The organism is Pseudomonas sp. St386, assembly GCF_018325865.1.
GTDB lineage: Bacteria > Pseudomonadota > Gammaproteobacteria > Pseudomonadales > Pseudomonadaceae > Aquipseudomonas > Aquipseudomonas brassicacearum.
The window spans coordinates 4,495,912-4,521,782 of the sequence record NZ_AP021900.1 but is presented as its reverse complement, the minus strand read 5'-3'; the positions used below and the strand labels follow the sequence as shown (position 1 = coordinate 4,521,782).

The 25,871-nt window shown below is 59.8% G+C and carries 18 protein-coding genes and 1 pseudogene; 6 read left to right on the top strand and 13 right to left on the bottom strand.

Features of this window, described 5'->3' with window-relative positions; genetic code table 11:
• Window positions 1-53: 53 nt before the first annotated feature.
• The 10 genes from KI235_RS19815 to KI235_RS19770 form a co-directional block, all read right to left on the bottom strand.
• Window positions 54-1,160: a glycosyl transferase gene (locus tag KI235_RS19815; protein ID WP_039012477.1), complete on the bottom strand. Its 1,107-nt coding sequence runs from the start codon at window positions 1,158-1,160 to the stop codon at window positions 54-56.
• Entirely contained in the window at window positions 1,151-2,260 is a 1,110-nt protein-coding gene (gene wecB / locus KI235_RS19810) for a UDP-N-acetylglucosamine 2-epimerase (non-hydrolyzing) (RefSeq protein ID WP_003203533.1), read from the bottom strand. The genes KI235_RS19815 and wecB overlap by 10 nt, the downstream gene beginning before the upstream one ends.
• The gene (locus KI235_RS19805; RefSeq protein WP_013693760.1) at window positions 2,257-3,843 is read right to left on the bottom strand and encodes an FAD-dependent oxidoreductase; all 1,587 of its coding nucleotides are present in this window, start codon (window positions 3,841-3,843) and stop codon (window positions 2,257-2,259) included. Before KI235_RS19805 ends, wecB begins: the two co-directional genes overlap by 4 nt.
• Window positions 3,833-5,116 (bottom strand): NAD-dependent epimerase/dehydratase family protein, encoded by a 1,284-nt coding sequence (locus KI235_RS19800; protein WP_027913023.1) that lies wholly within the window; start codon window positions 5,114-5,116, stop codon window positions 3,833-3,835. Before KI235_RS19800 ends, KI235_RS19805 begins: the two co-directional genes overlap by 11 nt.
• Before the next feature lie 2 nt (window positions 5,117-5,118).
• On the bottom strand, window positions 5,119-5,526 hold the full coding sequence (locus KI235_RS19795) for a GtrA family protein (protein ID WP_003203525.1): 408 nt from the start codon (window positions 5,524-5,526) through the stop codon (window positions 5,119-5,121).
• Window positions 5,523-6,191 (bottom strand): methyltransferase domain-containing protein, encoded by a 669-nt coding sequence (locus KI235_RS19790; RefSeq protein WP_223472192.1) that lies wholly within the window; start codon window positions 6,189-6,191, stop codon window positions 5,523-5,525. Before KI235_RS19790 ends, KI235_RS19795 begins: the two co-directional genes overlap by 4 nt.
• Before the next feature lie 110 nt (window positions 6,192-6,301).
• Window positions 6,302-7,324 carry a glycosyltransferase family 2 protein gene (locus KI235_RS19785; protein ID WP_028236806.1) on the bottom strand — a complete coding sequence of 341 codons (1,023 nt, stop codon included), beginning with the start codon at window positions 7,322-7,324 and terminating at the stop codon, window positions 6,302-6,304.
• Between the two features lie 12 nt (window positions 7,325-7,336).
• Window positions 7,337-9,745, bottom strand: coding sequence for a phospholipid carrier-dependent glycosyltransferase (locus KI235_RS19780; protein WP_230494381.1), 2,409 nt, complete (start codon window positions 9,743-9,745; stop codon window positions 7,337-7,339).
• A gap of 47 nt (window positions 9,746-9,792) precedes the next feature.
• The gene (locus KI235_RS19775; RefSeq protein ID WP_232002350.1) at window positions 9,793-12,087 is read right to left on the bottom strand and encodes a glycosyltransferase; all 2,295 of its coding nucleotides are present in this window, start codon (window positions 12,085-12,087) and stop codon (window positions 9,793-9,795) included.
• 303 nt (window positions 12,088-12,390) lie between these two features.
• Window positions 12,391-13,209 (bottom strand): ABC transporter permease, encoded by an 819-nt coding sequence (locus KI235_RS19770; protein WP_003203515.1) that lies wholly within the window; start codon window positions 13,207-13,209, stop codon window positions 12,391-12,393.
• A 184-nt stretch (window positions 13,210-13,393) separates the two neighbouring features.
• Between KI235_RS19770 and KI235_RS30495 the strand changes: the two are divergent.
• The 4 genes and pseudogenes from KI235_RS30495 to KI235_RS19755 form a co-directional block, all read left to right on the top strand.
• Window positions 13,394-14,617 (top strand): annotated as a pseudogene (locus KI235_RS30495) (ABC transporter ATP-binding protein); the annotation flags it as partial.
• Window positions 14,597-16,117: a polysaccharide pyruvyl transferase family protein gene (locus KI235_RS30490; RefSeq protein WP_232002354.1), complete on the top strand. Its 1,521-nt coding sequence runs from the start codon at window positions 14,597-14,599 to the stop codon at window positions 16,115-16,117. The pseudogene KI235_RS30495 and the gene KI235_RS30490, both read left to right, overlap by 21 nt.
• Window positions 16,111-16,797 (top strand): 2OG-Fe(II) oxygenase, encoded by a 687-nt coding sequence (locus KI235_RS19760; RefSeq protein ID WP_003203512.1) that lies wholly within the window; start codon window positions 16,111-16,113, stop codon window positions 16,795-16,797. The genes KI235_RS30490 and KI235_RS19760 overlap by 7 nt, the downstream gene beginning before the upstream one ends.
• On the top strand, window positions 16,790-18,955 hold the full coding sequence (locus tag KI235_RS19755; protein WP_212795261.1) for a glycosyltransferase: 2,166 nt from the start codon (window positions 16,790-16,792) through the stop codon (window positions 18,953-18,955). Before KI235_RS19760 ends, KI235_RS19755 begins: the two co-directional genes overlap by 8 nt.
• Before the next feature lie 694 nt (window positions 18,956-19,649).
• Here KI235_RS19755 and KI235_RS19750 read toward each other — a convergent pair.
• The 3 genes from KI235_RS19750 to bamA form a co-directional block, all read right to left on the bottom strand.
• Window positions 19,650-20,252 (bottom strand): NAD(P)-dependent oxidoreductase, encoded by a 603-nt coding sequence (locus tag KI235_RS19750; protein WP_212795260.1) that lies wholly within the window; start codon window positions 20,250-20,252, stop codon window positions 19,650-19,652.
• Window positions 20,253-20,277: 25 nt separating this feature from the next.
• The gene (locus KI235_RS19745) at window positions 20,278-21,222 is read right to left on the bottom strand and encodes a glycosyltransferase family 2 protein (protein WP_051003473.1); all 945 of its coding nucleotides are present in this window, start codon (window positions 21,220-21,222) and stop codon (window positions 20,278-20,280) included.
• Between the two features lie 107 nt (window positions 21,223-21,329).
• A complete protein-coding gene (gene bamA / locus KI235_RS19740; RefSeq protein ID WP_039012472.1) occupies window positions 21,330-23,696 on the bottom strand; it encodes an outer membrane protein assembly factor BamA in 2,367 nt (788 codons plus the stop codon).
• 225 nt (window positions 23,697-23,921) lie between these two features.
• On the opposite strand from bamA, the gene KI235_RS19735 reads away from it, so the two are divergent.
• Window positions 23,922-24,605: a response regulator transcription factor gene (locus KI235_RS19735; protein WP_003203501.1), complete on the top strand. Its 684-nt coding sequence runs from the start codon at window positions 23,922-23,924 to the stop codon at window positions 24,603-24,605.
• Complete coding sequence (locus KI235_RS19730; RefSeq protein WP_003203499.1) at window positions 24,602-25,864, top strand: ATP-binding protein; 1,263 nt, start codon at window positions 24,602-24,604, stop codon at window positions 25,862-25,864. Before KI235_RS19735 ends, KI235_RS19730 begins: the two co-directional genes overlap by 4 nt.
• Window positions 25,865-25,871 lie beyond the last annotated feature (7 nt).

Genomic DNA, 25,871 nt, shown 5'->3' with positions numbered 1-25,871 from the left:
CTACCGTTCTGTCCTGCGCCCCAGTCGCGGGGTCTTATCCTGGGTATCGGCCGTTATTTGCCGTTTTTGAGATTGATCGCAGAAAAACGCTGAGCCCAAAGGTGCGCCTGACGAAATTGTTGAACAGTCGAGCGGTCGCTTTGGCTGGCGAGTGCTTCCATGGCGGTTTTACCCAGATCGGTGCCTTGATCCACGATCCAGACGCCCGGTTCCCGGTCGCGCAGGGCCATTTCACCGAAGCGAGTGGAGATGACGGGCAGGCCGAGGGCGCGGTATTCGTAGTATTTGATCGGGTCGACCGAGGCGGTCAGGCGGTTGAGCTTGAACGGGATCAAGCCCACCGAAAACGTTGCCATGGCGGCGATTGCACTGGCGTGGGAGCATTCGGCGAGCAGCTCGATGTTGGCGGGCAATACGCAAGGCGGCGGTGTGAAGAGGGGGCCGATCAGCCGTATGCGGTTTCCAGGATTGGCCTGCGCCAGCGCGATGACCAGCTCCCAATCGAACCAACGCCCCAGCGTGCCAACGTAGCCGAGTACCTGTTGCTTGGCACCGAAGTCCAGGCTTTCGACCGGCGCCAGTGCGTGCATGTCACAGGCATTGAGGGCCAGTTCCACCTGGTCGGTTGTGCCCAGGAGTTTGTCGCGAAGGGGGTTGGAGGACGCCAGTACTTTGGATACCCGTCGAATGAGCTGTGCCTGGCGACGTTCCATGGACCTGCGTGACAGGCCCTGATAAAAGGCCGGGAAATCATCCATGGCATCGTAGACGGCATGGCTTGCAGGGATGAGGGCGAGCAGTTGCAGGGCCAATTCGGAAGGTTTTCCGACACAGATCAAGGGCGACCCTTCTGCGGAAAATGCCGCGGCCTCTTTGAACAGGTTGCACCACAGTCGCTTGAGGAGCATGGCCGAGCCCGGAATAGGCTCGATGGGTAAGCTCCGGGGTTTGCAGACCTGCAACCAGGGCGGAACGGTGACGTTTTGCCGGTCGGCAACAGGCGGCTTGCGCTTGAAATCGTTCAGCGTGGGTAAACGCGTCGGGTACGGATCGATCCAGAGTACTGGCGCGCCGGTCTGGTTGTGATACCAGTTGACGAAGTGATGGGGGCGCTGGCTGAAGCTGGCCCATGGCAACGGGGACAGGTAGATCATGCGCATGGCTGCAAGTGCTGCCTTAAAACGTCGACGATGCGCGCGGCGGCCTTGCCATCGCCATAGGGGGACACCCCGCGTGCCATGGCCTGATAAGCCTGCGGATCATCGAGCAGCCGCTGTGCTGCTTCGACGATGGTGTCCCGGTTGGTGCCGACCAGCTTGACCACGCCGAGGTCGACCGCCTCCGGGCGTTCGGTTTCCTCTCGAAGGACCAGCACCGGTTTGCCCAGGGCCGGGGCCTCTTCCTGCACGCCCCCGGAGTCACTGATGATCAGGTACGAGCGCTTCATTGCCGCGATAAACGGCGCGTAATCCAGCGGTGCGCAGAGGATGATGTTCGGGGTCCGCCCGAGCAGTTGGTGCGCGACATCCTTGACGTTCGGGTTGGGATGGACGGGATAGAGGATCTGGATGTCCGGATTCCGTTCGGCCAGGTGCTTGAGTGCCTGGCAGATATTCTGGAACGGTTCGCCGAAGTTTTCCCGGCGATGGGCGGTCACCAGCACCAGGCGTTTGCTGGCATCCAGTGGGATAGCCAAAGTGGAGTCTTGTGCGGCCGTCATCAGCAAGGCATCGATTACGGTATTGCCGGTCAGGGTGATATCGCTGGTGGCGACACCCTCACGCAGCAAGTTGTCCACGGCCTGCTGGGTGGGCGCGAAATGCCAGCGGGTCAGCTTGCCGGCGATCACCCGGTTGGCTTCTTCGGGGAACGGATTGCCGAGGTCCCCGGTACGCAGGCCCGCTTCGACATGGCCAAAGGGAATCCGCAGGTAGAAACACGCCAGTGCAGCACTCATGACCGTGGTCGTGTCGCCTTGAGCCAGCACGACATCCGGTTTCTCGGCTTGCAGTACGCCGTCGAGTCCAAGCAGCAAGCGTGAGGTCAGCGCCGCCAATGACTGGTTGGGGCGCATGATGTCCAGGTCCAGGTCGGCGGTGATTGCGAAGCCCTCAAGCACCTGATCCAGCAGGTCTCGGTGCTGGGCGGTGGCGAGCACCCGACAAACGATATTGTCTTGGGCCTGGAGCGCCTTGATCACGGGGGCCATTTTGATGGCCTCCGGACGCGTACCGACGATGCAGAGTACCTTGCGGGTCATGCCTTTTGATTTCCTATCGTTGTTACGAGTGAGCGTGCTATCCGGTCCGCGTTGGCCATGAGGGTCAGCGTGTGGGATTTCTCGGTAAGGCTGGGCAGGCAGGCGCCGTCGACAATATGCACGCCGCCAAGGCCCGCGACTTCGCCAATGCAATCGGTCTGCCCGATCCTGGGCGTCGAGTGCATGGGCAGGGTTCCCGCATAATGGATATCCGCCCCCGGCTTGCCGACGGTGAAGCTCATGGGCATCAACAGTGCGCCCATTTTCCAATAGATCCGGCGCAGCGTTGCCTCGGCAGTTTTCATGAGCCCGGGGAGCTCGGGATGTGCTTGGCCGTTGATGCGCAACGAGCCGTCGGGGCGCAGGACCGCGGTGTTATTGGACAGGTGCCCGGGAAGGAAGATGTTCCCGACGAGGCAAGCGCTTAGCAGGTTTTTCAGCAGTTCGATGCTGTAGCGTTTGCTCATGGGGATCCGGCTGACAAACTCGGTCATCGGCAAGCCTGTGGTACTGAACGTCGAACCGAAAGCCGTGGTACTGGCCGTCAGCGTCAAGGCGAACGATAGCTGGCCCAGGCCGAATGTCGACACCCTTGGGGTTCCGAGCATTTTTGGCAGCCACAGCAGGAAGGCGGCCGTCGGTGATGACAGCAGCGGTATCGGGGCCGAATGGTTCAAGCCCTTGAGGGCGAGCCGGGTCGTGGCCAGGGTGCCCGCCGCCAGCAGCAGGCGCGTACCGCAGAAGCGCCGGGCGGAGCGATGGTCGGTGATCGCCCATGCACCGTCCAGTTTCTGCAGATCCTCCACGAGGAAGTCCTGGACGTGCTGGAACCCAGGGTATTGCTTGAGTTTTTGCAGCTCTTGCGAGGCGCTGTACAAGGCCTGGTTCTGACAGCCCCACAAGCAGTTTCCAGACAGGTCGCAAGCCTTGCGCTCGTCCAGCGGCTGGCTCAATACGGCGACCCTGGAGCGGCCAAGGCGAAACCCCAGTTCGGGAAACGCCGAGCGGCGCCGGGTGTACTGATCGAGCAGACGCTGGTGCAGTGTGTCCAACGGCAGGGGCGGTTGCGACCACTCATCGAGGCCGAAGTAGCTTGAGAGGTCGTCGTCGATCCGGCCACTGATACCGATCCGGCGAGATACCGTTTCATAGGATGCCTGCATCTCGGAACAATCGATGGGTAGCCCGGCAAAGTCGCTGGCCCCGAGCGTTGCCACGCCGCAACCCCAGGCATTGGACAGGCCTCCGGTGGCCAGTGAACCGATGCCGATAAAGTTGTCGGTCTCGATGCGATTGCGGGCGCTGAACCCTTCGAAGACATGGGCGTGGGTCGGCGTCTTCAGCTTGGGCGATACCGCGTCCAGTTGGTTCAAGGCGTGGAAGTGTTCGCCGATCATCCATTTCCACTGATGCTCATCGTTTGCCCTGGCGCTGAGAAATGGACGCGTCGGCGGCGGCGCTGAGCCTGTATTGGCCTGGGCGTCGACCATCAGGACGTTCAGGCCCGCCTTGACCAGCGGATAGGCCGCCGAAGTCCCGGCCGGGCCGCTGCCGACAATGATCACATCAAATTCAGGCTTCACGGTGGGCTTCACTTCCAAGCAACAACTGGCGGGCAAAGGGGCGGCCCAACAGCGCCGCTATCTTCCACGCCAGCGCTTTGACCGAGGTGAGTCCCAGCGCAACCAGCGTGGCGATCAGGCTGCGCGGCTGTTGGGTGCCGAGAAACACCTGCGCCCCCTGAGGGCTGGCTTCGGCAATACCGAGTGCAATCTGCAGGCGCCAGGCCAGTTCCTGGCCGTCGGGCTTGTGCAGGACACCGGGATTGTCCAGGAGCGCCAGGAATATCGGCCAGCGCATCAGCAAGCGTGAATGAATGATGGATCGGGTTTTGCCCGCACGTTCCAACGCCCTGGCGTAGCGACTGACCAGGCTTTTTTGCGGCGGGCGTTTGAGCAGGTAGTGCAAGAGCACCGTGGCTTCTTGCAGAAGCCCACGACGTTGCCCATGGCCGGAGCGATGCATGCCGTGGGCAAGGGGGCGCAACCGGATGCCGAGTTTCTGCAAGGAACGTTCGCTGTCCATGGGCGGCAGGTGGATGAGGGAAAAAATCCGTTCAAGGCCCAGTTTGGCGCTCAAGGATTGTCCGAGTGACAGGCGCAATAGCCTGAGCAATGCCACCGGCAGAGGGACAGGCAGGCGAGCGGCACGCACCCGGTGCGCGGCAATCGACATCAGGAAGCGGCCAAAGGCAATCGGCTGTACGGCGCCCAGATTGAGGATTTCGGCGTGAAGGTCATCCCGCTCGACGACCGCCAGTATCGAGGCTGCCAGGTCGTCGACATGAATAGGTTGTACGCCAGGCGCCGGCATCAGGATCGGAATAAACGGGCTTCGGCGCACCAGCCCTGACAACAGGCCAAAGAGCCCGCGTTCGGGGCCACCATACACTTGGCCGGGACGGATCACGCTGCCCCCGGCGGCCAGCACGTGCTGTTCGATACGCCATTTTGTCCGGCCATAAACGCCAGGGGCCGTGGCCTCGGCGGTTTGACTGGAGATGAAGATGAACCTGGCCGAGCCTTGTTGGGCGCAACGGATCAGTGCCTGGGCCGCCTTTATTTCGTCGTCCGCGTCGGCGTCAGCGCTTGTCGATGTGTCGGCCGCCAAATGGATCAACACCTGGGTGCCCGCCGGGAACTCGGGCGCCGGGCCCCGCAGGTCATAAGGGAGCCAAGTATAGGTGGCGGGACACGGCTGGCGCGTGGCGCACACGACCTCGTGTCCGCTTGCCGCCGCGAGGACAGACAAGCGTTGTCCGATGTAGCCTGTCGCGCCGGTAATCAGTAGCTTCATCGTCATGCGCCTTCGCCGCGGTCAGCGGGAACAGGCGGGCGCGCAGCGGAATGGAACACGAACAGTTTGCTGATCCAGTAGGTCAGGGCCACACAGACCACGTCGGAGACGAATTTCACCGGGGCAGGGCTGTTGACGAAATACAGCCCCACGCTGAACAGCGCTGAAGCGAGCGGAATATTGATGGCAAGCAATGAGAAATAGCGCACCGCTTGAACCTTGCTGCTGCCCCCGGTCGACTGGAACGTGAAGTGCCTATGCAAAAAGAACGCGAACACACCGGCGACGCCTTTACCGGCGATGTTGGCCAGGACGGGTTGATCGTTGAACAAGGCCATCAACAGCAAAAAGGTTCCCATGTCCAACGCATAAGCCACGAGTTGGATGGCGCCGTACCGGATAAAGGTCAAGACTTCCTCCGGATGACCACGATGTGGTGCAGCGCCAATACCCGTCTCAACGGATACAGCAGTTTTTCAACGACCTTGAGCACAGGGATCAGCGCGTCGGGCAGCAACTGGCGAAAGTTCAAGCCACCGGAAATCAGGTAGCGCAGATAATTGCCGCAGATTTCCTGGTGGACGATTTCCAGGCCCGGGTGCTTGCGCTCGAACGCCTGCCTGTCGCGAACGAAGACGATGTAGCTGAGGGCCTGGTTGGCGCCGTTCATGGGCCCGGTCGACGGGGTTTCCCAAGACGGGAAGTGCATATCGAAGCCTTCGGACTTGAACAGGCGCTTATAGAGAAAAGCGGCAAAGGGGCCGTGGAAGGGTTCGATCAATATGGCGCCGCCGCCGACCTTGAGGGTTCTTTCCAGCTCCGTGAAGAAACGATCGGGATGAGGGAAGTGGTGAAAACAGTTCTGGCCGTAAAATACTCTGGCCGAATGATCGTCCAGGCTCATTGCCTCGGCATTGAGCGCCATGTCCAGTTGCTCGGTGGCGACAATGTCCGTCGCCAATACTTCAGGGTACGAATTGCGCATGGGCGCGATGCCTGCCCCCAACTCCACCTCAAGACCTTCGACCTTGAAATAGCGGTCTGCCAGGCGATGAAACGCGTGGTGGAACTCCACGAATACTTCCCGAAGCATTCGCTTGCGTTCAAGCACTTTGCCGTGAAGTTCCAGGCGTTCGCTGCCATCGACATCCAATGTCTTGAGCGACGGGTCCGATAAAATCTCTCTCAGCGCTTTAATGAGTTTTCTTCCCGCAATGAGGTGGCTCTACCACGCCTGGATTGCCGTGGCCTGCTGGGTACGGAGGCGATGTCATAACCGAGGAACGCCATGATCAGTTGCAACCCCATGAGCATGGGCAGAGCGCTGAGCATCACGGTTCCGGCCGGCGTCGCGATGCCATTCTGTGCCGATTCATACCAGTGATAACTGCCGAAAAAGATGCCGAACAGGAACATGAGAATCCCGATCGGCAGCTCGATCGAAGCCAGGGACATGTCGCGCAGATAATAGTTGTAGAGCACGCGCTTGGTGAAATTGCGCAGGTGTTTGAACAGGAATTCACCGACGATTTTCGAGATCTTGAGGTGACTGACCTCATCGCCGTACCGGGCTTCCATCGGAATATCCACCACGACGGCGCGCACGGTATTCAGGCGGAACAGAATGTCGGTCTCGAAAAAGTAGCGTTGGCTGACCTTGTCCAGGGGTAACAGCCTGGCGACGTCACGGTGAATCGCCGTGTAGCCGTTGGTGGGGTCGAACAGATCCCAGTAACCCGTCGACAGTTTGGCCATCAGCGACAACACGGCGTTGCCGAAAAGGCGAATGCGCGGCATCGATTGGACTTCTTCCAGATCGAAAAACCGATTGCCCTTGGTGTAGTCGGCTTCTCCCGCCAGGATCGGCTCGATGAACAGCGGGATCAGGGTCGGGTCCATCTGACCGTCCCCGTCGACTTTGACGATGATACTCGCGCCGTCGTCGAGGGCGGCTCGATAACCGGTCATGACCGCACCGCCCACGCCTTTGTTGACGTCATGGGGCAGCACCTTGACCCGAGGGTCGTTACAGGAGACCAGGACATGCCCGCCTGAACCGTCCGGGCAGGCATCGTCGATCACGTAGATGCGCCAGACCTCCGGCCCTATGGCCGCTATGACGGCGCCTATATGAGCGGTGACCCGATAGCTGGGGATGACGACGGCGACGCGTTGCTCGTCCGTGAAAAGCGCTGTTTTTGAGTTCATCGATATCGCCAACTATTGCCTGAATGAAAGTGACTTGAACTCCAGGGGAGTGTCGGTATGCCCGGATGCGTAAATGATCACGGATGTGGCATTGGCAGGGGCAACGACGTTCATCTCATGGGTCTCCCATTGCGTGGTGCAGTCAAACGTCTCGATGCTGGTGGTAATGAAGTCGCCTTGTTCGTCCATCCAATTGGCCTGGATTCTTCCGGCCGTGGCTGTCGTTGCGCAGCGTGCCGACACGCTGTTGATGTACGTCAGCCCCGGCGTCACGTCGACACGCTGGGTTGCCGGTGTCTTGACACTGACGGTCAGGATCTTGCGCGCGGCGTCGTAGGTCGAGGGTGACGTCAGGCTCCAGCCCTCAAGGCTGGACAGCTCTGGGTTGAGCAGGTGCTCGTAGTGCGTGTCATTGAGCTTGCGCAGTTCCATGTCACCCAGTCTGGCATACGACGTGGACACCGTGAGCAGCCGATCGAGTGGTGCCTGGGGAAGGGACTTGAGGTCGATCACCAGCCAGCTCACCTGGCGCCGGCGCAAGCGCTGGGCAAGTTCTGATGGCGAGGCCGCCGCGTCGAACTCGCTTTTCCATTTCAGGTTGTACCACGACGCGTAAAGAGCATCGCCATGCAAACCCGCCATCAAGGGCGACGCAAAGACCGCTACGGGCTGATGCCCGGTATTCAAGGCATTGACGGTGTCGACCATTTTTCGGATGGGCAGGCGTTCCAATAGATAGGCGTCCCGACCTGCCGTGCTCAACAGTGCAGAAGGTTTGATTTCGCCATAGTAAGTCGCGGCCTGGATGAAACGGGTATTGGTCAGGACCAACACGGCACCGGCCACGATGGCGAGGCTGCGCGGGAAGATCCTGGCGTCGGAAAAGGGCAGGGCCAGGATCACTGAGAACAGCGCGAAGGAGGGGAACACATAACGCAGGTAGGCTGTTGAGTGGAACGTCATGAACATCGCGCCGGCGCCGACCAGGAGGATGCACAGGGCTTTCTTGTTGCCGCTCAACAGCACGGCGACGGCCGCCGTGGGCAGCAGCAGCCATTGAAAGCCCGCCGCGCCAACCCGCCCCTCGATGAACTGCGGCGACTTGAAGACCATTCGATAGAGGGTGTCCCAGGTTACCCCGGTACCGAAAATGGCCGGTGGTTCGAAGTCGATGTCCGGCCAGAGCGGCGAATGGAAAATGGCATTGAAAAACGGGAACACGGGGTTGCCGGTCAAGTACCCGGCAGAGACGTAAGGGGTAGCACCGGCCAGTATCAGGCCGGCACTGCCCAGCAGGAGTGTCTTGACGATTCCTGGGACAGCCCAGGCCTTGTAGTGCAGCAAGAGGATCACCAGCAGGACCGGCAGGACGCTCAAGGTCACGGCCTTGGTCGCCATGGCGAAGCCCAGCAGGAGGCCCGCCAGGAGCAATTGCGACAGGCGCTCCCTGGGCTCCGGCGTGAAGCTTGAGACCTTCAGGATCGCCAGCGTCCCGGCCATCATGAAGGCGGTCCACGCCGATTCGATATGCAGGCTGCTGCTTTCAGCGAAGGCGAGGGGCGTTGACAGAAAGATCAGGCTGGCCCAGCGGGCGCTTGTGGCAGAGCCACCGGCCCAGAGGGTCATGTTGCGGATCTGCCAGGCCAGCAGCAAGGTGAATGCGCTGTTGCTCAGGCGCGAGGCGGTTTCACCGGCCAGCATATAGACAATGCTGTAGATCCAGTCGGCCAGCATGGGCATGACCGCCCACACATAGGTGTTTGCATCGAACTTCCATTGATGCTGTTGGGCCAGGTGTGACGGGACGAAGAGGTGCATGGCCAACGCGTCATGCCCGACCTCCGGCATGAAGGCGACCAACACGTAGAGGCAGGCGAAGCTGCAGATCAGTACGTCGAACCCCGTCTGGAGGGGTGTTTGCGCTGAGCGGCTGGCCCGGATTTGCCGCAACAGTTCACGGCCTATCGACGTGACGTGCCTGTGACCCAATACAAGCGGCAACAACAGCAGCGCGCCATACAGCCAGGGGTAGTTGATCGGCAAGTAGGCCGCCAGGCCTGTCAGTGTGCCGAACGTACCGGCTCCCACCAGCAGGTGGACGCTCCAGTCGTCCAAGGCGTCCTGCCTGAGCAGCCACCTGCCGAGCACGGTCGAAGACAGTGCGAACACCGCGACGACCATCACCGGCCAAATCTGTGCGCAGACAATGGACAGGCACGCCAGCAGACCCAGGCAAAGAATGATCGGTGGCTTGCGAGTGAAGACGGTGAGGGCGGCCAGGCCTGCCAGTGACAGCAATATCGTTCGGGTGCCGCTGTTCATGGACGCCAGTTCAAGCGTCGAAAAACCGTATACGCCGACCACCGCACTCGCCAGTAAAACCAACAACACCACTGCGTATTTCAGGCTGAATCTGGGCAAAATATCGTCTCGGCTGTTCAGCACCTCGGTGCCATGCAAAAGGGTGCTTATACGTCTCGGTAGGTGTGCGGGACCCAGGATCCCCACTTGCTTTCGTAGATCGCCCGGTTCTTTTCGAAAAGTGCCTGTTTTTTCTTGGCACCCAAGGTGTCGAACGAGGCGGACAGGTGGTGGTGAACGAAGACGTCCTCGGCACAGGCCGCGCGCATGCCACGCCGCTGCACGCGACGGCAGTAATCGTCATCCTCGAAGAACCCCAGGCCATACTCTTCGCACAGGCCACCGATCTGCTCGTAGGTCGAACGCGGGAACATCACGCAGAAAAAGGCCAGGGTGTTGATCTCGAACCACTCACCCATGCGCGCGCGGGTCATTTGCGCGGCTTCGGCGGGCATGTCTTCTAACCGGTCATAGCCGGTGCTGACTTTGGCCTCATTGCCGATGTTGTTGGTGATCGGGCCGATGATGCCGATTTCCTTGTTGTCCTGCAGATGACGGATCAAGCCTTTGATCCAACCGGCGGTGACGACCGTGTCGTTGTTCAGGACCACCAGATAGTCGCCACTGGCTGCCGCTAGGCCCAGGTTGTTACCGGCGGCAAATCCCTTGTTGTCCGGGTTGAGGATGACGATCCGGTCTGGATGCCCCTTCGCCCAGGCGGTGAGGTAGGCCGGGGTCTGGTCGCTGGAGTGGTTATCGACAACGATTATTTCAAGGTTCGGGTATTGGCTCTGAGTCAACAGGCTGTCGAGGCAGGCCTTGGTCAGTTCGAGGTTGTTGTAGGTCAACACCACGACGCTGACTTTGGGCCGGGGCAATGTTGCGATGGCCTTGCGCAAGCTGGCGGCCCGATGCTGCCAGGTCTGGCCCCGGGCGAACGATTGGCGCGCCTTTGGCGTGGCGCTGGCTTCTGGCACTGCGTCCAGCGCATCGCGTATGGCCGAGATGAACTCGGTCGGCTCCTCAACCGCCCAGACCAGCTTGCCGAACTGGCTCAACTCCGGCAGTTTCACCGAGACCACCGGTTTTCCCGCGCTCAGGTATTCATAGACCTTGACCGGATTGGTGGCGAGGGTCAAAGGCATGACCTTGAACGGCAGCAGGCAAACGTCCATGGCATAGAGATAATAAGGCAGGGAGGCGTACGGGACTTCGCCTTCCAGGACCACATTCGGGCAGGCCTTGAAGTATTTTTTCGCCTGGACGGTATCGCTGCCGATCAACAGTATCAGGTGCTTTGGGAATGCCTGGGCGACTTGCTTGATCAGGTCCAGGTCGAACCATTCGGCAATGACGCCGTAGTAGCCAATGATTTTTCTGTTGGCGGGGTCCCGATAGATTTTGTCGGGACGTTGGCTGAAGAAGCTGAACTCGCAGGCGTTGCGGATCACCTCGACGTTGCGGTTTTCCCGCTTGCCGTGTTGTTCGATCCAGTCGGATGTCGCCACCAGCAAATCCGCCCTGCGCATCAGGGCGATTTCAAGGTCGAGCAACTCCTGGGCAACGTTGCCAAAGCCTTCATGGTGATCCATGCAGTCATAGACCAGCGTGGAGTTGGGGACACGCCTTGCCAGCGGGAACCAGTAGGCGTGCTGGACGATGCAATCCACGACATCGACGTTCGCCCATTGCAGGAGCATGGCCAGGCCTTGGCACAACTGGCGGATCGCGGCAGCTGACGGTGGGGCATGATAAATGGCCGGTGCGCCGAGCACCTTGAACCGGATCTGGAACAGCCGGTTGGAGCCCTCCAAGGGTTCCACTTCGAAGCCGGGGGCCTCATCGTCGATAAAATGGTTCGAGATATAAAATGTCGTTTGTCCCGCCCGGGCCAACTCCTTGGCCAGGTTTTGCGGGCGCTGGATGCGGAAGTGCCAGTCAATCACGCCGAACATCAGGATCATGGGTTGCCCGGGGCAAGACGGTACTTCAAGGTTTACGGGCGGTGGCAGGTGTTGCAACGGGGTGAGGCTTGCTGGCGCCGCTGATTCGCCCGGCGTTGCCTTGCGGCGCTTCAACCAGCTTCGAATCCGGTGCGCCAGCTTGCTTTTCTGCTGGGCGGTGAGTGGCAGCCAGGCGTAGACCCGGCGCGATAGCTTGTACAACTGCTTGCGTATCGAATAACGCAGCGGAGCGCGTTCGATGGCGTTGCCCCAGTCCGAAAGCTTGAACAGCTCAGCCTGCTTTGCCGCCAGTTGGGCGCGCAAATCCACCGCCCAATCGGACAGCGCGACAGCTTCGCTTTCTTTTGTCTGGAGTAGTGTCTCGACCTCTTTGAGGCGCTTTTCAGCCGCCCGCAGTTGCTCGCGCAGTCGCCCGGTCTCACCTTCTTGAAGTGACACGCGAGTGCGAAGCGCTTTTGAATCAAGGTTCAGTTGTTTGATAAGCCGATCTCGATTCTCGATTTCCTTGACCAGTTGCAAGGCTTCGATGGATCTGGATTGTGTTGAGCGAGTCAATTTGTCAATGCAATCAACAAGACGGTTGATCTGGTCCATGCGGTTTTCTGGTCCTTTGGTCAATACGGCAACGCAAACTCGGTCTTGCAGGATCGATGTTGGCTTCAATCATCAGACAGGCCCAGGCTCCAGCCGTGCCATGAATCATCATAGCGGTTGCTGGATGGGGCGCCACGCAACCAAGCGTCATATGACGTCGGCAAAGCCTTTGCGTGTCCTCTGGAACCAGGCGAACCCTGCGCAGGCAATCAGCACGGAGATCGCCGAATAAGCGGCCAGGTGCTCCCATTGTGGCGCCTTGCCCCAGAACATGACATCGCGAACCATTTCCACCGGCAGCGTCAGGGGGTTTGCCTGCAGGGCGGCCTGGTAGCTTTGGGGCAGTATCGAAAGTGGATAGAAAATCGGTGAGAGGAACAGCATCGCCGTGATGATAATGCCGATGAACTGGCCTATATCGCGCAGGTAGACGCTTATCGAGGCGAGAAACCAGGAGATCCCCAGCGTCAGCAACACCAATGGGAACAGCACCACCGGTAGCAGAAGAGCGGTTACCGGAGGGGTACCGAACAGGACGATATAGAAGACCAGCCAGGCCAGGACGCTGACACCCATGTGAAACAGCGCTGCGCCGAGGGACACCAGGGGCAGGGTTTCCAGTGGGAACACAATCTTCTTGACGTAGTTGGTATTGGCCAGCACCAGGCCCGGCGCACGGTTCACGCATTCGGAAAACAGGTTGAACACCAGCAGGCCAGCGAACAGCACCAGGGCGAATTCGCTCTTGGATTCTCCGCCGCCAGACCAGCGGGCCTTGAAGACAACGCTGAACACGAACGTGTAGACCACCAGCATGAAAACCGGTGTGAAGAACGACCATAAAATACCGAGCATCGAGCCTTTGTAGCGACCGATGACTTCTCTGCGGATCAACACGTAGATCAATATTCGATTGATCAGGACACTCTTGACCATGGCGGCAGGGGACGTGCTGAACGACTGCATCGGTGCTTGATCCTTAGGACAATAGCGGATGCTTCTTGAGTCGCATCCTCATGGAGGGTAGGCCAAGTGTAGATTCATTCGCAGTTTTTTATCCCATCTGTGCTTAACTCATCCGCAGCATCCAGCGAAGGACTGATTCAGTAACGCCGCAATAATGGCCGTGATTCATGGAAGGGTTTTGCCGATGTCGTTTGAAGTGGCCATCTGCGCCGAAAACCTGAGCAAGTGTTATCAGATCTACGATGCGCCCAAGGACCGTCTGTTGCAGATGCTGGTACGTGGCAGGAAGCGGTTCTATCGCGAGTTCTGGGCCCTGGACGATGTTTCCCTGACTATCGCAAGGGGGGAGACTGTCGGTATCATCGGCCGTAATGGCAGTGGCAAATCCACCCTGTTGCAACTGATCTGCGGAACGTTGATGCCAACCCGGGGCAGTGTCCAGGGGCATGGCCGGATTGCGGCGTTGCTTGAGCTGGGGTCCGGTTTCAATCCGGAGTTCACTGGCCGGGAAAACGTCTATGTGAATGCGGCGGTGCTGGGCTTGAGTCGCTCGGAAATCGACACCCGCTTCGATGACATCCTCGCCTTTGCCAATATCGGCGACTTTATCGACCAGCCCACCAAAATCTATTCCAGCGGGATGCTGGTACGGTTGGCCTTCGCGGTTTCGGTCTGTGTCGAGCCCGAGATCCTGATCGTCGATGAAGCCCTGTCCGTCGGCGATGCCTCGTTTCAATTCAAATGCTTGAATCGGCTGGAAGAACTGGCTGCCAACGGCACGACGCTGCTGTTCGTCTCCCATGACATGAGCATGGTCAAGCGCTTTTGCCACCGGGTCATCTATCTGCGCGCAGGCCGGGTCGTTGCCAGCGGCTCGCCCGATGAAATGGCCGAGCTGCATTTGCTCGACATGCGCGACGAGCAACGCCGCTGGGCCAGTGGCGGGGTCATACCGGTTACGCGCAAGTCATTCATGGGCGGGCAGGAGGGGATGGCCTTTGGGACCGAAGAGGGGCACATCAGCGCTGCCTGCTTCACCAACACCCGGCAGCTCTCCTCCAGTTACCTGTATGGCGACGACATCGAGATCCGCGTCGAGGCGTTGCTCCATGAGTCGATCACGCAACCCAACATCAGCTTCACCATCCAGGAAGCCAGGCTGCTGGTGATCGGCGGGGGCAACTTCGCACTGCAACCAGGCCCGGCCGAGAATGGCTGGCGGCGCACAGCGATCACGGTGCGCTTCCCGGCCAACCTCGCCGAGGGGCGCTATCATGTCACGCTCAAGCTGTTGCATGGCGCGACGGAAGATACCTCGCAACTGATCGAGAAACAGGTGGCGCCCTTGGCGTTCGACATGTTGCCGAACCACAAGAATTTCCTGGGCATGGTTGACCTGGGCTTGCAGAGGATCGACCCTCGACCAGTCGAGGCGCTTGCCAAGGCCTGCGGGACTCAAGGAGAGAAGGTTTTGACGCAACACCTGGACGAGCGCACGTGGCAGGTCGCTATATTCGGAACCTTTGATGTAGAAAACTACGGTGACCTGCTGTTTCCGATCATTGCCGAGGCGGAGCTGGCCCGGCGCTTGGGTTCAGTCAACCTGCATCGGTTTTCCTATCACGGGAAAACCCGATCTGAATGGCCCTATGCGGTGACGTCGTTGACGCAGTTGCCTCATGTAGCGGCCAGCCTGGATGGTGTTTTGATCGGCGGTGGCTTCCTGATCCGCTTCGATAAAGTCGTTGCCCACGGCTATGGTCCGACAACCGCCAATATCCATCACCCTACCGGTTATTGGCTGACCCCTGCACTCATCGCGCAGCAGCACGGGGTTCCGGTCATGTGGAATGCCCCCGGGATGCATTGCAACAGTATTCCCGACTGGGCCAGGCCGTTGTTGACGATGGCTCTTGAGCAGAGCCAGTACGTGCGAGTCCGTGATGCGCTGTCGCGCGATGCCCTCGGCGCGCTCACCCAGCAGGCCGAGATCGAAGTGCTGCCCGACACCGCGTTCGGCTTGCCCCGCCTGATCGATGAGCAGCAGCCTGGCGCCGAGTTCGTTCGCCTGCGCGAGCAGGCCGGGCTGACCGGGCCCTACATCGTGATCCACGCCATTCATGTGGTGGAATCTTTTGTAAAACTGTTCGAAGACCACGCCGAGGCGTTCCAGGGCTATCAGTTCCTGGTGGTGCCGATTGGCCCTGTCCTGGGTGACGATCCGTCGGTCATTGCGGCGCGCCTGCCCCAGGCCATCACCTTGTCGTTCTGGCCAGAGCCGTTGCTGATGGCGGAAATTCTCAGCCAGGCCCAAGCGGTGATCGGCCATAGCTATCACCTGGCAATCACCGCTCTGGCGTTTGGCGTCCCGGTGTTCTGCTCGGCGGATCTGACCACGGGCAAGTACACGGCGCTGGCGGAGTTCGATTCACTCCATGCGTTGCCGGACGCGGCGACGGTCGATCCACAATGGTTCCTCGCGCGCGTGGGCAAGACCCGGCCATCGCCTGCGGCGCGTGCGGCGGCGGATCGGTTGGTCGAGCACTGGGACCGGGTCGCGGCGATCATCCGCCAGGGCAAAACCTCGTCCCAGCCGGTGTTGGGCGCTTTTCTACAGCATCTACCCAACCTGCTCGAAGCCGCGGCCGAGGGGCGTGATCCATTGCCGGCTGAATGTCCGGTAAGCCCCGCCGTGCCGGAGCCTGAGGTCATCGAGCCGGCGCCGGAGCCGGCAGTAGAGACGCTTGCCCAGCAGCAACGGATTGCCCAGCTCAGTCAGCAACTGGCCCTCAGTGACGCCAGGATGCTTGAGTTGCAGAATTCCAATTCATTCCGAATGACCGCACCACTGCGTTCCATCGCCCGTGGTATCAGAAACCTGACAGCGAACAAGAACAGACAATGCTAGATCTCTCTCGTCTCACGCCAGCGGCGCTAAAGTCTCACCCGTTCTCATGGGCTGAAATTGACAGTCTGTATTCGGCCGAGGATGCCGCTGCGTTGGCGGCGACCTTCCCTCATGATCACTTCAAGACGGTGAGTGGTTATGGTGGTGAAAAAAACTATGACTATGAGGCCCGCGCCCTGGTAGACATGGGCACCCATACCATCGCTTTCCCCGAAGAACTGAGCGAGGCGTGGTTGAGGCTGGCGCAGGATCTTGGCTCGGCCGGCTATCGAGAGGCCATGTCGGAGCTGGCCGGGATTGATCTGCGCAGCGTGCCGATGGAGGTCAACGTTTTTCATTACGGTCCTGGCGCGAGCCTGGGGGCGCATCCGGACCTGCCCGATAAACTGGTCACCCATATCCTGTATTTCAATGAGTCCTGGGACCGCAACGACGGCGGGTGCCTGAACATCCTGCACCGCAACGATCCCACTGCCGTGGCGGCCGAGATCGAGCCCCTGGTGGGCAATTCGGCGATCCTGGTGCGTTCGGATAACTCCTGGCATGCTGTCACGCCCGTGGTAAGCGGCTGCCATTCCTCCCGCCGCAGCCTGACGGCGACGTTCTACCGACCGGGGTCCCTCAGTTCCATGTGGCCGCCGGGCGACAGCACTCCACTGCATGGATACCCACGTGCTTAAGCTCGACAGCACCTTGATCGACCGCGACGCCGCCTTGGCTCAAAGAGATGCGGCCATCAATGAGCGCGATATTGCCTTGGCAAAAGTCGACTTCCTGCAAAACACCCGTTCGTGGCGTTTCACCCGACCACTGCGCTCGCTTTTCCGGTTGATGCGTTATGGTTTTAGCGCCACGCAGGAATTCCCCGAGACGGCCGCTGCAATCGTCTATCCGACCGCACCACAGCCGTTGCCGAACCCTGACGTCGCCCCGGATTTCACCACGAAAGGGCGCCTGGATATTCTCTGCTTCGCCAACATTGAGTGGGCTGCACGCTTCCAGCGACCGCAGCAGTTGATGAACCAGTTTGCGAGCAATGGTTACCGGGTGTTTTATATCGTCCCCTCCAGCGTGCCGGAACAGGGACAGCTCTATCGGTTGACCTCAGTGGCGCCCAATATTTTTGAAGTGGCGCTGCAGCGTGATGTGCAAGAGGCGTATTACGAAAAAGTGGTGACGCCTGAGAATCATCAGGCTTTGCTGCTCGCCATGGCCGCACTGGTCGCCGATATGCAGATCAGAACCGCCCTCTCGGTGGTGCATATTGCTTACTGGAGCCCCGTGGCACTCAGCCTGCGAACCATGCATGGCTGGCGCATTCTCTATGACTGCATGGATGACTGGGATGGTTTCCCGAACATCGGCGAACAGCTGTTGAGCGAGGAAAAGACCCTGATTGTCCAGGCCGACCTGGTGACCGTTTCCGCCGCGTTGCTTTACCACAAGTGGTGCGCCCATAACCCACGCTGCGTGCTGGTGCGAAACGCGGTGGATTTCGCTTTTTTTCGGCAGCACTGCTTTACCAATGATGTGCTGAGCGGGCTTGCCGGGCCTGTCATTGGTTACTACGGTGCCCTGGCGCAATGGCTCGATTATCCCTTGCTGGCGGCGTTGGCGGACAGGCGGCCAGAGTGGAACTTCATTCTGGTGGGGGATATTTTTGTCGACGATCTGGCGGGTCTTGAGCACAAGCCCAATGTCCAGTTGTTGGGCAGGAAGCCTTACTCGCAAATGCCGCTTTACCTGGATCATTTCGATGCCTGCCTGATTCCTTTCAGGCTCTACAACGTGACGCACGCGGTCGATCCGGTGAAGTTCTACGAGTACATCAGTGCAGGCAAGCCGGTGATTTCCACGCCTTTGGCGGAGATGAGCATTTACAAAGACCTGTTGTACTTCGCAACCGGAGTCGATGAGTTCATCGAGCAGATCGAGGGTGCCTTGGCCGAGCGCGACCTGGCCCTGTACAAACGACGCGTAGAACTTGCCCGGGCCAATGATTGGAAAGATCGATTCGATAGCATGCAACTGGCTATCGTCGGGCTGTATGAAAAAGTCTCCATCGTGCTCGTGACGTACAACAACCTCAATCTGACGATTCAATGTGTAAACAGCATTCTGCGCAATACCACCTGGCCCAATTACCAGCTCATTGTCGTCGACAACGGCTCGGAGGATGGTACGGGCGATTATCTCGAGCGCCTGCGCCAGGAAGTGCCGACCGCGAAGGTCATCCTCAACCCGGACAACCGAGGCTTCGCTGCGGCCAATAACCAGGGCTTGCGAGAAGCCGACGGTGACATACTGCTGTTGCTCAATAACGACACGGTAGTGCCAGACGGCTGGCTGGATCCGCTGGTCCGGCATTTGAGAGACCCTAGTATCGGCTTGGTCGGACCGGTCACGAATGCGGTAGGAAACGAAGCGAAAATCGAAGTTTCCTACACCGACATTCAACAGATGCAGGATTTTTCAGACTGCTATACCAAAGCCCACAAGGGGCAGTCGTTCGATATCTCGATGCTCGCCATGTTTTGTGTCGCCTTTCGCCGAGGCATTCTCGAAGAGGTGGGGTATCTGGATGAAGCATTCGGTATCGGAATGTTCGAGGACGACGACTACAGCCGTCGCGTGCAGGCGGCTGGCTACCGGACGGTCTGCGCCGAAGACGCGTTTATCCATCATTACGGGCAGGCTTCGTTCAGGAAGCTGATCGCCAGTGGTGAGTACCAGGCCCTCTGGGACAAAAACCAGGCGTACTTCGAAAGCAAATGGGGCGCTTGGCAAGCCCACGTTCATCGCGACGAGCCTGGCGTGGAGACAGGGGACAAGGGCTAGATCGCGACAAGGCCATGACCTTCAACATCCTCGTCGACGGTGACTCCGCCGTCGCGAGCAAGCTTTGCTCCCACAGTTCTGATGGGTGTACGACCGGGAGAGCCAGGTCGGCTACTAGGCCGCCTCGGCGTGGACGTTGATCTCGGGCGCCCCGTTAACCACGCTGGCTGAACGAAGGTATTGCGCAGTGGGCAACCCGGCATGGATGCCGGGTTAGCCGCGCTGGGCCATGGATGGCCCTTCGCGGCGGCCCACGGAGCGATGCCTTCGTTCAGGCATGCCGAGCCTAGGCGAGGCACCGAGTGGTGGGGCAAAGCGTTTTTGGTTACTTTTGGCGCTTTTCCAAAAGTGACCCGCCGTAAGGGCGGAACCCTAAGCCGCCGTTACCGCAGCAACGGATATACACCCCGCCCCAGAGAAGCACATTTTTCCCTAAGCAATCCAGACCCAAACCATCCCACCTATCGACCAGGCAAATCCTCACCCATCAGATGAAACGCCCTGGGAGCAAAACCAAGCCAATCACTGGCGGGCGAATGGTCAAACACCAAGTCCTCGTTCATCCGCGCCACCAGCGCACTTGAAAGATGTCGATAGCGCGGCAGACACCGCATGATCGAAACGCCCCGGCTTAATACCTGGGCAGGGAGGGGCAGCGTTCGCTCCGGACGCCCCATGGCCTGGAATATTCGCCTCACCATCGTGTGATACGGCAAGACTTCCCCCCTGAGAGGTTATAGCCGCCACTGGGCAGGCCAGGCGTGCTCATGGCGGACAGGCACGCCTGGATCACGTCACCAGCATGCACCGGCTGGCGCAGTCCGGTTCCGCCCCCGATAAGCGGGAAAAATCCGAAGCGTTGAATGAAACGTGCTATTTGCGAGATGTTCTTGTCGCGACCAAAGCCATAGATCATGGTCGGCCGCAGGATCACCCATTCGACTTGCCGTTCGATCGCCCACTGCTCGAGCTGTTCTTCTGCGCGTATCAAGCGTTGCGCCACGTCCCGTTCCCGAGCATCGGGCGATGTTTGCTTGGCAAAACGGCTTGTGGAGGATAGCACGACAACGCGTTTGACGTGGGTGCTGGCCAGGCGTTCCAGATAGTCGGGTAACACCCAGACAGGGGCGAATGACAGGAAGGTGTCCAGCGTCAGTCCGTGCCAGTCGTCAGCATTTCGCCACGTCACACCGGGGCAGGACACCGTGGGCAGGCTTCGAGTGAAGGCGCTTGTCGGGAGACCGGTTTGTGCCAGCAATGGCAGGGCGTGCTCGCCCAAGAGGCTGGAGCCGCCCAATATTCCTATCCGCAATTGGGGTCTCTTATCGTAGGTTCCATGCATGTTTAAACCGGGTAGCCGCGTGACGAAGGACCATCAGGCTGAATCGAAACCAGACCCCGATCACCACGCTGACCCATAGCACGGCAGGGTATTTGCGGCGGAAAAACTTGCGATAGAAACGCAGGATCCCCAGGTGTTTGTGCCATTCGACGAAATAGGGACGCTGGCGACTGCAGCCACCGAATACATGCATCACCTGGGCATCTGGCACGAACAGCACGCGCCAGCCGGCCTGATGGAAGCGCATGCACCAGTCCAGGTCCTCGCAATGAAGGAAATAGTCTTCGTCCCATAACCCGACACTCTCGATCGCTTCGCGCTTGACCAGCATGCAAGCCCCGGAAATGGCCTCAACGACAATGGGGGTGCCGGGTAGCGGCTCCTTGTGCAATAAAAAGTCGGACAACAGTGATGGGAAAAGTGCTGAGAGCCGCGAAAGTCCGAAAGCCCGCATGAAGGCGCGTCTGGGCGTTGGAAATACCCGGCGCCCACCGGCTTGCTCGCTGCCGTCCGGGTTGCACAGGAACCCTCCGACCATGCCGATTTCCGGCGAGCTGCGCAGTGCCAGCAGCAAGTGGTCTATGGCATCGGCGGCCAGCACGGTGTCCGGGTTCAAGAAAAATAAATTGGGAGCCGCTGACAGGCGGGCACCTTGGTTGCACGCCACGGCGAAGCCGAGGTTGGCGGCATTGCGTACGATTTGAAGCGAGTCGCCGACAGCGTGGGTTCGCTCCACCAGCATCAGGCTATCGTCGTGGGAATCGTTGTCCACCACGATCACGCTGGAAGCGCCGGCGGCAAACGCCGACCTTACACACGCCAACAAAAGTTCACCGGCATTGTAATTGACGATGATCACATCACACTCGCCACGTAGAGATGATGTGCCCCATTCATCAATAACGAGCAGTTCCACTGCTTCCAACTTCATCACTCCATTGCTCAAACCTGGATACGTATGGGATCGCAACTACTCAGGTCTGTATCCAAGATAGCAGATCCGTGCCCTACGACCAGTTCCGGCCAGCGCTTTCAGAACGTTTGTCCCAAGGAAAACTGAAACACCTGCGTATCAGCGTTATCCGGCGTTCGGACCGGAAAGGCCACGTTGGCGCTCAATGGGCCCAGCGGGCTATACCAGGTCACCCCGACCCCCACCGAGCTGGCCATCTGGCTGAGATCGACCCCGTCGCATCCCTGGGTGGTGCTCAGATAGCACTTGTCGGAATAGACGCTGCCCACGTCCCAGAACACCGAGGTGCGCAGTGATTTGTTGTCTTTGATGAAGGGCAGTGGGAACAGGTATTCCACGCCGCCGGTGATGAGTATGTTGCCGCCCAGTGACTCGGTGTCCCGGTCGGAGTAGTACGCTTGGCCGGCACTGGCATAGGTGCCGGTGGCCGGTGTGTTGCGCGGGCCGAGAGTGCCGCTTTCAAAACCACGCACCGAGCCTTCGCCACCGGCGGTGTAGTTTTCATAGAACGGCAGGCCGTCGGTCGAACCGTAGCTGTTGCCGTAGCCGAGCTTGGTGTGCAAGCGCAGCGAGGTCGCGTCGCTGACCGGCAGGAACGTCTGCCCGGTGTAGTCGATCTTGTAGAAGCTCAGGTCGCTGCCGGGCACCGTCGCCATCAGGTTCAGGCTTTGCGAATGCCCACGGGTGGCCAGCACGCCCTTGTTCAGGGTCGATTCCGACCAGCCGAGGTTGGCCTTGAAGTTGGTGAAGTCCTTGCCTTCACGCTCGATGAAATCGTAGATCTCATCGGCGCTGTAGGTCCCCGGTTCGATGCTGTCATGTTGCACCGTCACGCCGAAATTCAATCGTGAGGTTTCATTGATCGGGTAGCCGAGGGAGGTGCCGGCGCCGTAGCTGTTGATGGAATAGTACGAATTATCGTCATCGTAGTATTCGTTGTAGTCGGTGGCGTTATAGAACGCGTTGTAACCCAGGCTCACGCCGTCCGGCGTGAAGTAGGGGTCGGTAAAACCGATGTTGTACTTGCTTTGGTAGGACGAGCGGGTCAGGCCCAGGCTGGCGTAGTTGCCGGTGCCGAGAAAGTTGTTCTGGGTGATCGAGCCGCCCAGGATCAGGCCGGCGCTTTGCGAGAAACCGACGCTGGCGCTGATCGAGCCGGAAGCCTGCTCTTCGACGCTGTAGTTCACATCGACCTGGTCATCGACGCCCGGTACGGCCGGGGTCTCGACGTTGACTTCCTTGAAGAAGCCCAGGCGCTCCAGGCGGGTCTTGGACTGGTCGATCAGGTAGGTCGAGGCCCAGCCACCTTCCATCTGGCGCATTTCACGGCGCAGCACTTCGTCTTCGGACTTGGTGTTGCCACGGAAGTTGATGCGGTTGACGTAGGCACGCTTGCCCGGGTCCACGGCGAAGGTGATGTCGACGGTGTGGTCTTCATCGTGCGGCTGTGGCACGCCGTTGACGTTGGCGAAGGTGTAGCCCTCGTTACCCAGGCGACGGGTGATCAGCTCGGACGTGGTGGTCATCAGCTTGCGCGAGAACACCTGGCCCTTCTGCACCAGCAGCAGCGACTTGACCTGGTCTTCAGGCACTTTCAGGTCGCCGCTGAGCTTGACGTCACGAACGGTGTACTTCTCGCCTTCGTTGACGTTGACGGTGATGTAGACGTGCTTCTTGTCCGGGGTGATGGACACCTGGGTCGAGGCGATGTCCATGTTGATGTAGCCGCGGTCCAGGTAGTAGGAACGCAGGCGCTCCAGGTCACCGGAAAGTTTTTCACGGGCGTACTTGTCGTCGTTCTTGAAGAACGACAGCCAGTTGGTGGTCTTGAGCTCGAACAGGTCGATCAGGTCTTCATCAGGGAAAACCGTGTTGCCCACCACGTTGATGTGCTGGATGGCTGCCACGGTGCCTTCGTTGATGTTGACCTTCAGGCCGACGCGGTTGCGCGGCTGCGGCACCACTTCGGTGTCGACGGTGGCCGAGTAGCGGCCCTGGGCAACGTACTGGCGTTGCAGCTCGTTACGTACACCTTCGAGGGTGGCGCGCTGGAAGATCTCGCCTTCGGCCAGGCCGGATTGCTTGAGGCCTTTCATCAGGTCTTCAGTGGAGATCGCCTTGTTGCCTTCGATCTCGATACTGGCGATAGAGGGACGCTCGACAACGGTAATGACCAGCACATCACCGTCGTGTCCCAGTTGGATATCCTGGAAAAAACCGGTCTTGAACAGCGCACGCGTGGACTCCACCAGGCGCCGCTCATCCGCGTTATCACCGACGTTCAATGGCAAGGCACCGAAGACACTGCCTGCGGAAACGCGCTGGAGGCCGTTGATACGAATATCGGAAATCTTGAAGCCTTGGGCGTGGGCAAGTGTGACATTGAGCAGCAGTGCAGCCGAGCAGAGCAGGCGCGAAAAATTCATCAAGATCTTATCCAGGACACATCGACAGGTGGTGTAGGTGGACGCGGATATCTCACCGCAAGACGAGTCACCGCGGGAGCGAGCGGGCTGGTGGTGAGCAAGCATAAAAGTTCGCTGCGTTTGGTGCGGTTAACCCAATGTCAAGTTAGGTAAAGGTTGGCCTGCGGCGATGACGGTGCGCGGCGCACGGGCGATAATGGGCCGACACCTACTCAAGAGCGCCCCATGATCTCTGTATTGCTAGTCGACGATGACCAGGAACTGACGGGAATGCTCAGCCAATACCTGGAGCGCGAAGGCTTTGAGGCGACTGCCGTGCACACGGGGGAGGAGGGCGAAGTGCAAGCGCTGTCCGGTCGCTACAGCATCGTGGTGCTGGACGTGATGCTGCCGCGATTGTCGGGTATCGAGGTGCTCAGGCGCATTCGGGCCGTGAGCCAGGTGCCGGTGGTGTTGCTGACGGCTCGTGGCGACAACATCGACAAGATCACCGGCCTGGAGCTGGGCGCCGATGACTATGTGCCCAAGCCCAGTTCGCCGGGGGAGCTGGTGGCGCGTTTGCGGGCGATCATGCGCCGGGTGCAGCCAGTGGATCAGTCCACCAGTGAAGTAATCAGGACCGGGCCGCTGGTCCTGTGGCCCGGCAAGCGCCAGGCGCTCTGGCAGGGGCGCGAACTGGGGGTGACCAGCACCGAGTTCAGTTTGCTCGAGGAACTGGCCCGCTGTGCCGGGCAGGTGGTGAGTAAACAGAACCTGTCGCTCAATGCCCTGGGCTGCCCCTTGACTCGCTATGACCGGCGCATCGATGTGCACATCAGCAGCATTCGCCACAAGCTGGGACCGCGCCCCGATGCCAAGGCCTGGATCCAGAGCGTGCGGGGCCTCGGTTACCTGTTGATCGCCGAATGATGAAGCCTAGCCGACTGTTCTGGAAACTGTTCCTGGCGTTCTGGCTCGCCACCAGCTTGACGTTTCTGGTGGGGTTGGGTCTCTTCGTCATGGGCAGTTCCAGGCCTGGTGATCCTCATCTGGAAACGATCCTTGCCACGGAAGAGCAGCTATTGCGACAGTTTGGCATCGAGTCGGGCCGGCAACTGCTGGCGGTGTGGGAACACCCGGATGACCAGGCCGTTGGCGTCTATGACAGCGCCGGTCAGCTGTTGGCCGGCACGCCGGTGCGGCAACCGGCCTACGAGCGATCGATCATCGGCAAGGACGGCATCGTGCTGTCGCTCAAGTCAACCCATCCCCTGGGCAAGAAAGGCGACAGAGGGCCCAGCCACTGGACGCCGTTGATCATTGGCACGGTCATGAGTGCGCTGTTCAGCGGCTACATGGCGTTCTACCTGGCATGGCCGCTGGCCTATCTTCGGCGCGCCATGAGTGACGTGGCCCAGGGGCGCTTCGAGACCCGGGTCAAGCCGATCATGGGCGCGCGACGTGATGAAATCGTCGATCTGGCCGAAGACTGCGATCGAATGGCCAACCAGTTGAAGCTGTTGGTAGACGCCCAGCAACACTTGTTGCACGACATCTCCCACGAACTGCGCTCACCGCTGACCCGCATGCAAGCGGCCATCGGGCTGCTGCAGCAAGATCCGGCTCGCCTGGAAATGGTGGAACGCATCGACCGTGAGTCGGTGCGCATGGACACGCTGATCGAAGCGCTGTTGACCCTGGCACGCCTGCAGGGGCGACCGGAGAGTATCGAGCGCGAGCCAATCGATGTCGTCGAGTTGCTGTCGGTGATCGTCGAGGACGCCCGATTCGAAGCACAAATGAAAGGCTGCCAGGTCACCTTGCAGGCATGCCCGGCGTTTGTCAGTCGGGTCAGCGGTGAGCTGTTGTATCGGTGTTTCGAGAACGTCATTCGAAACGCGGTGCGCCATACCCGGCCAAACACCACGGTGATGGTCGTGGCCGAGGTCAATGGCGCCGCAGACGGCCTGACGGTGCAGATCCGCGATCAGGGCCCGGGTGTTGAACATTCGCGGCTACAGAGCATCTTCAACCCGTTCGAACGTGGCTTGAACGAAGCCAGTGCCGGCTTCGGCCTGGGCCTGGCCATTGCCTCAAGGGCCGTGGAAATACACGGCGGCTCCATCCTGGCGCACAACGAGCCGTCCGGTGGGCTGACCGTGGAAATCAGCTTGCCTCGTAGGGCGTGATCTTTAC

What these genes read in the sequence shown, in the direction of transcription:
- KI235_RS19730 (WP_003203499.1), top strand. Translation starts at nt 24,602, where the DNA reads ATGATGAAGCCTAGCCGACTGTTCTGGAAACTGTTCCTGGCGTTCTGG.
- KI235_RS19785 (WP_028236806.1), bottom strand. Translation starts at nt 7,324, where the DNA reads ATGAACTCAAAAACAGCGCTTTTCACGGACGAGCAACGCGTCGCCGTC.
- KI235_RS19735 (WP_003203501.1), top strand. Translation starts at nt 23,922, where the DNA reads ATGATCTCTGTATTGCTAGTCGACGATGACCAGGAACTGACGGGAATG.
- bamA (WP_039012472.1), bottom strand. Translation starts at nt 23,696, where the DNA reads ATGAATTTTTCGCGCCTGCTCTGCTCGGCTGCACTGCTGCTCAATGTC.
- KI235_RS19760 (WP_003203512.1), top strand. Translation starts at nt 16,111, where the DNA reads ATGCTAGATCTCTCTCGTCTCACGCCAGCGGCGCTAAAGTCTCACCCG.
- wecB (WP_003203533.1), bottom strand. Translation starts at nt 2,260, where the DNA reads ATGACCCGCAAGGTACTCTGCATCGTCGGTACGCGTCCGGAGGCCATC.
- KI235_RS19770 (WP_003203515.1), bottom strand. Translation starts at nt 13,209, where the DNA reads ATGCAGTCGTTCAGCACGTCCCCTGCCGCCATGGTCAAGAGTGTCCTG.
- KI235_RS19815 (WP_039012477.1), bottom strand. Translation starts at nt 1,160, where the DNA reads ATGCGCATGATCTACCTGTCCCCGTTGCCATGGGCCAGCTTCAGCCAG.
- KI235_RS19800 (WP_027913023.1), bottom strand. Translation starts at nt 5,116, where the DNA reads ATGAAGCTACTGATTACCGGCGCGACAGGCTACATCGGACAACGCTTG.
- KI235_RS30490 (WP_232002354.1), top strand. Translation starts at nt 14,597, where the DNA reads ATGGTTGACCTGGGCTTGCAGAGGATCGACCCTCGACCAGTCGAGGCG.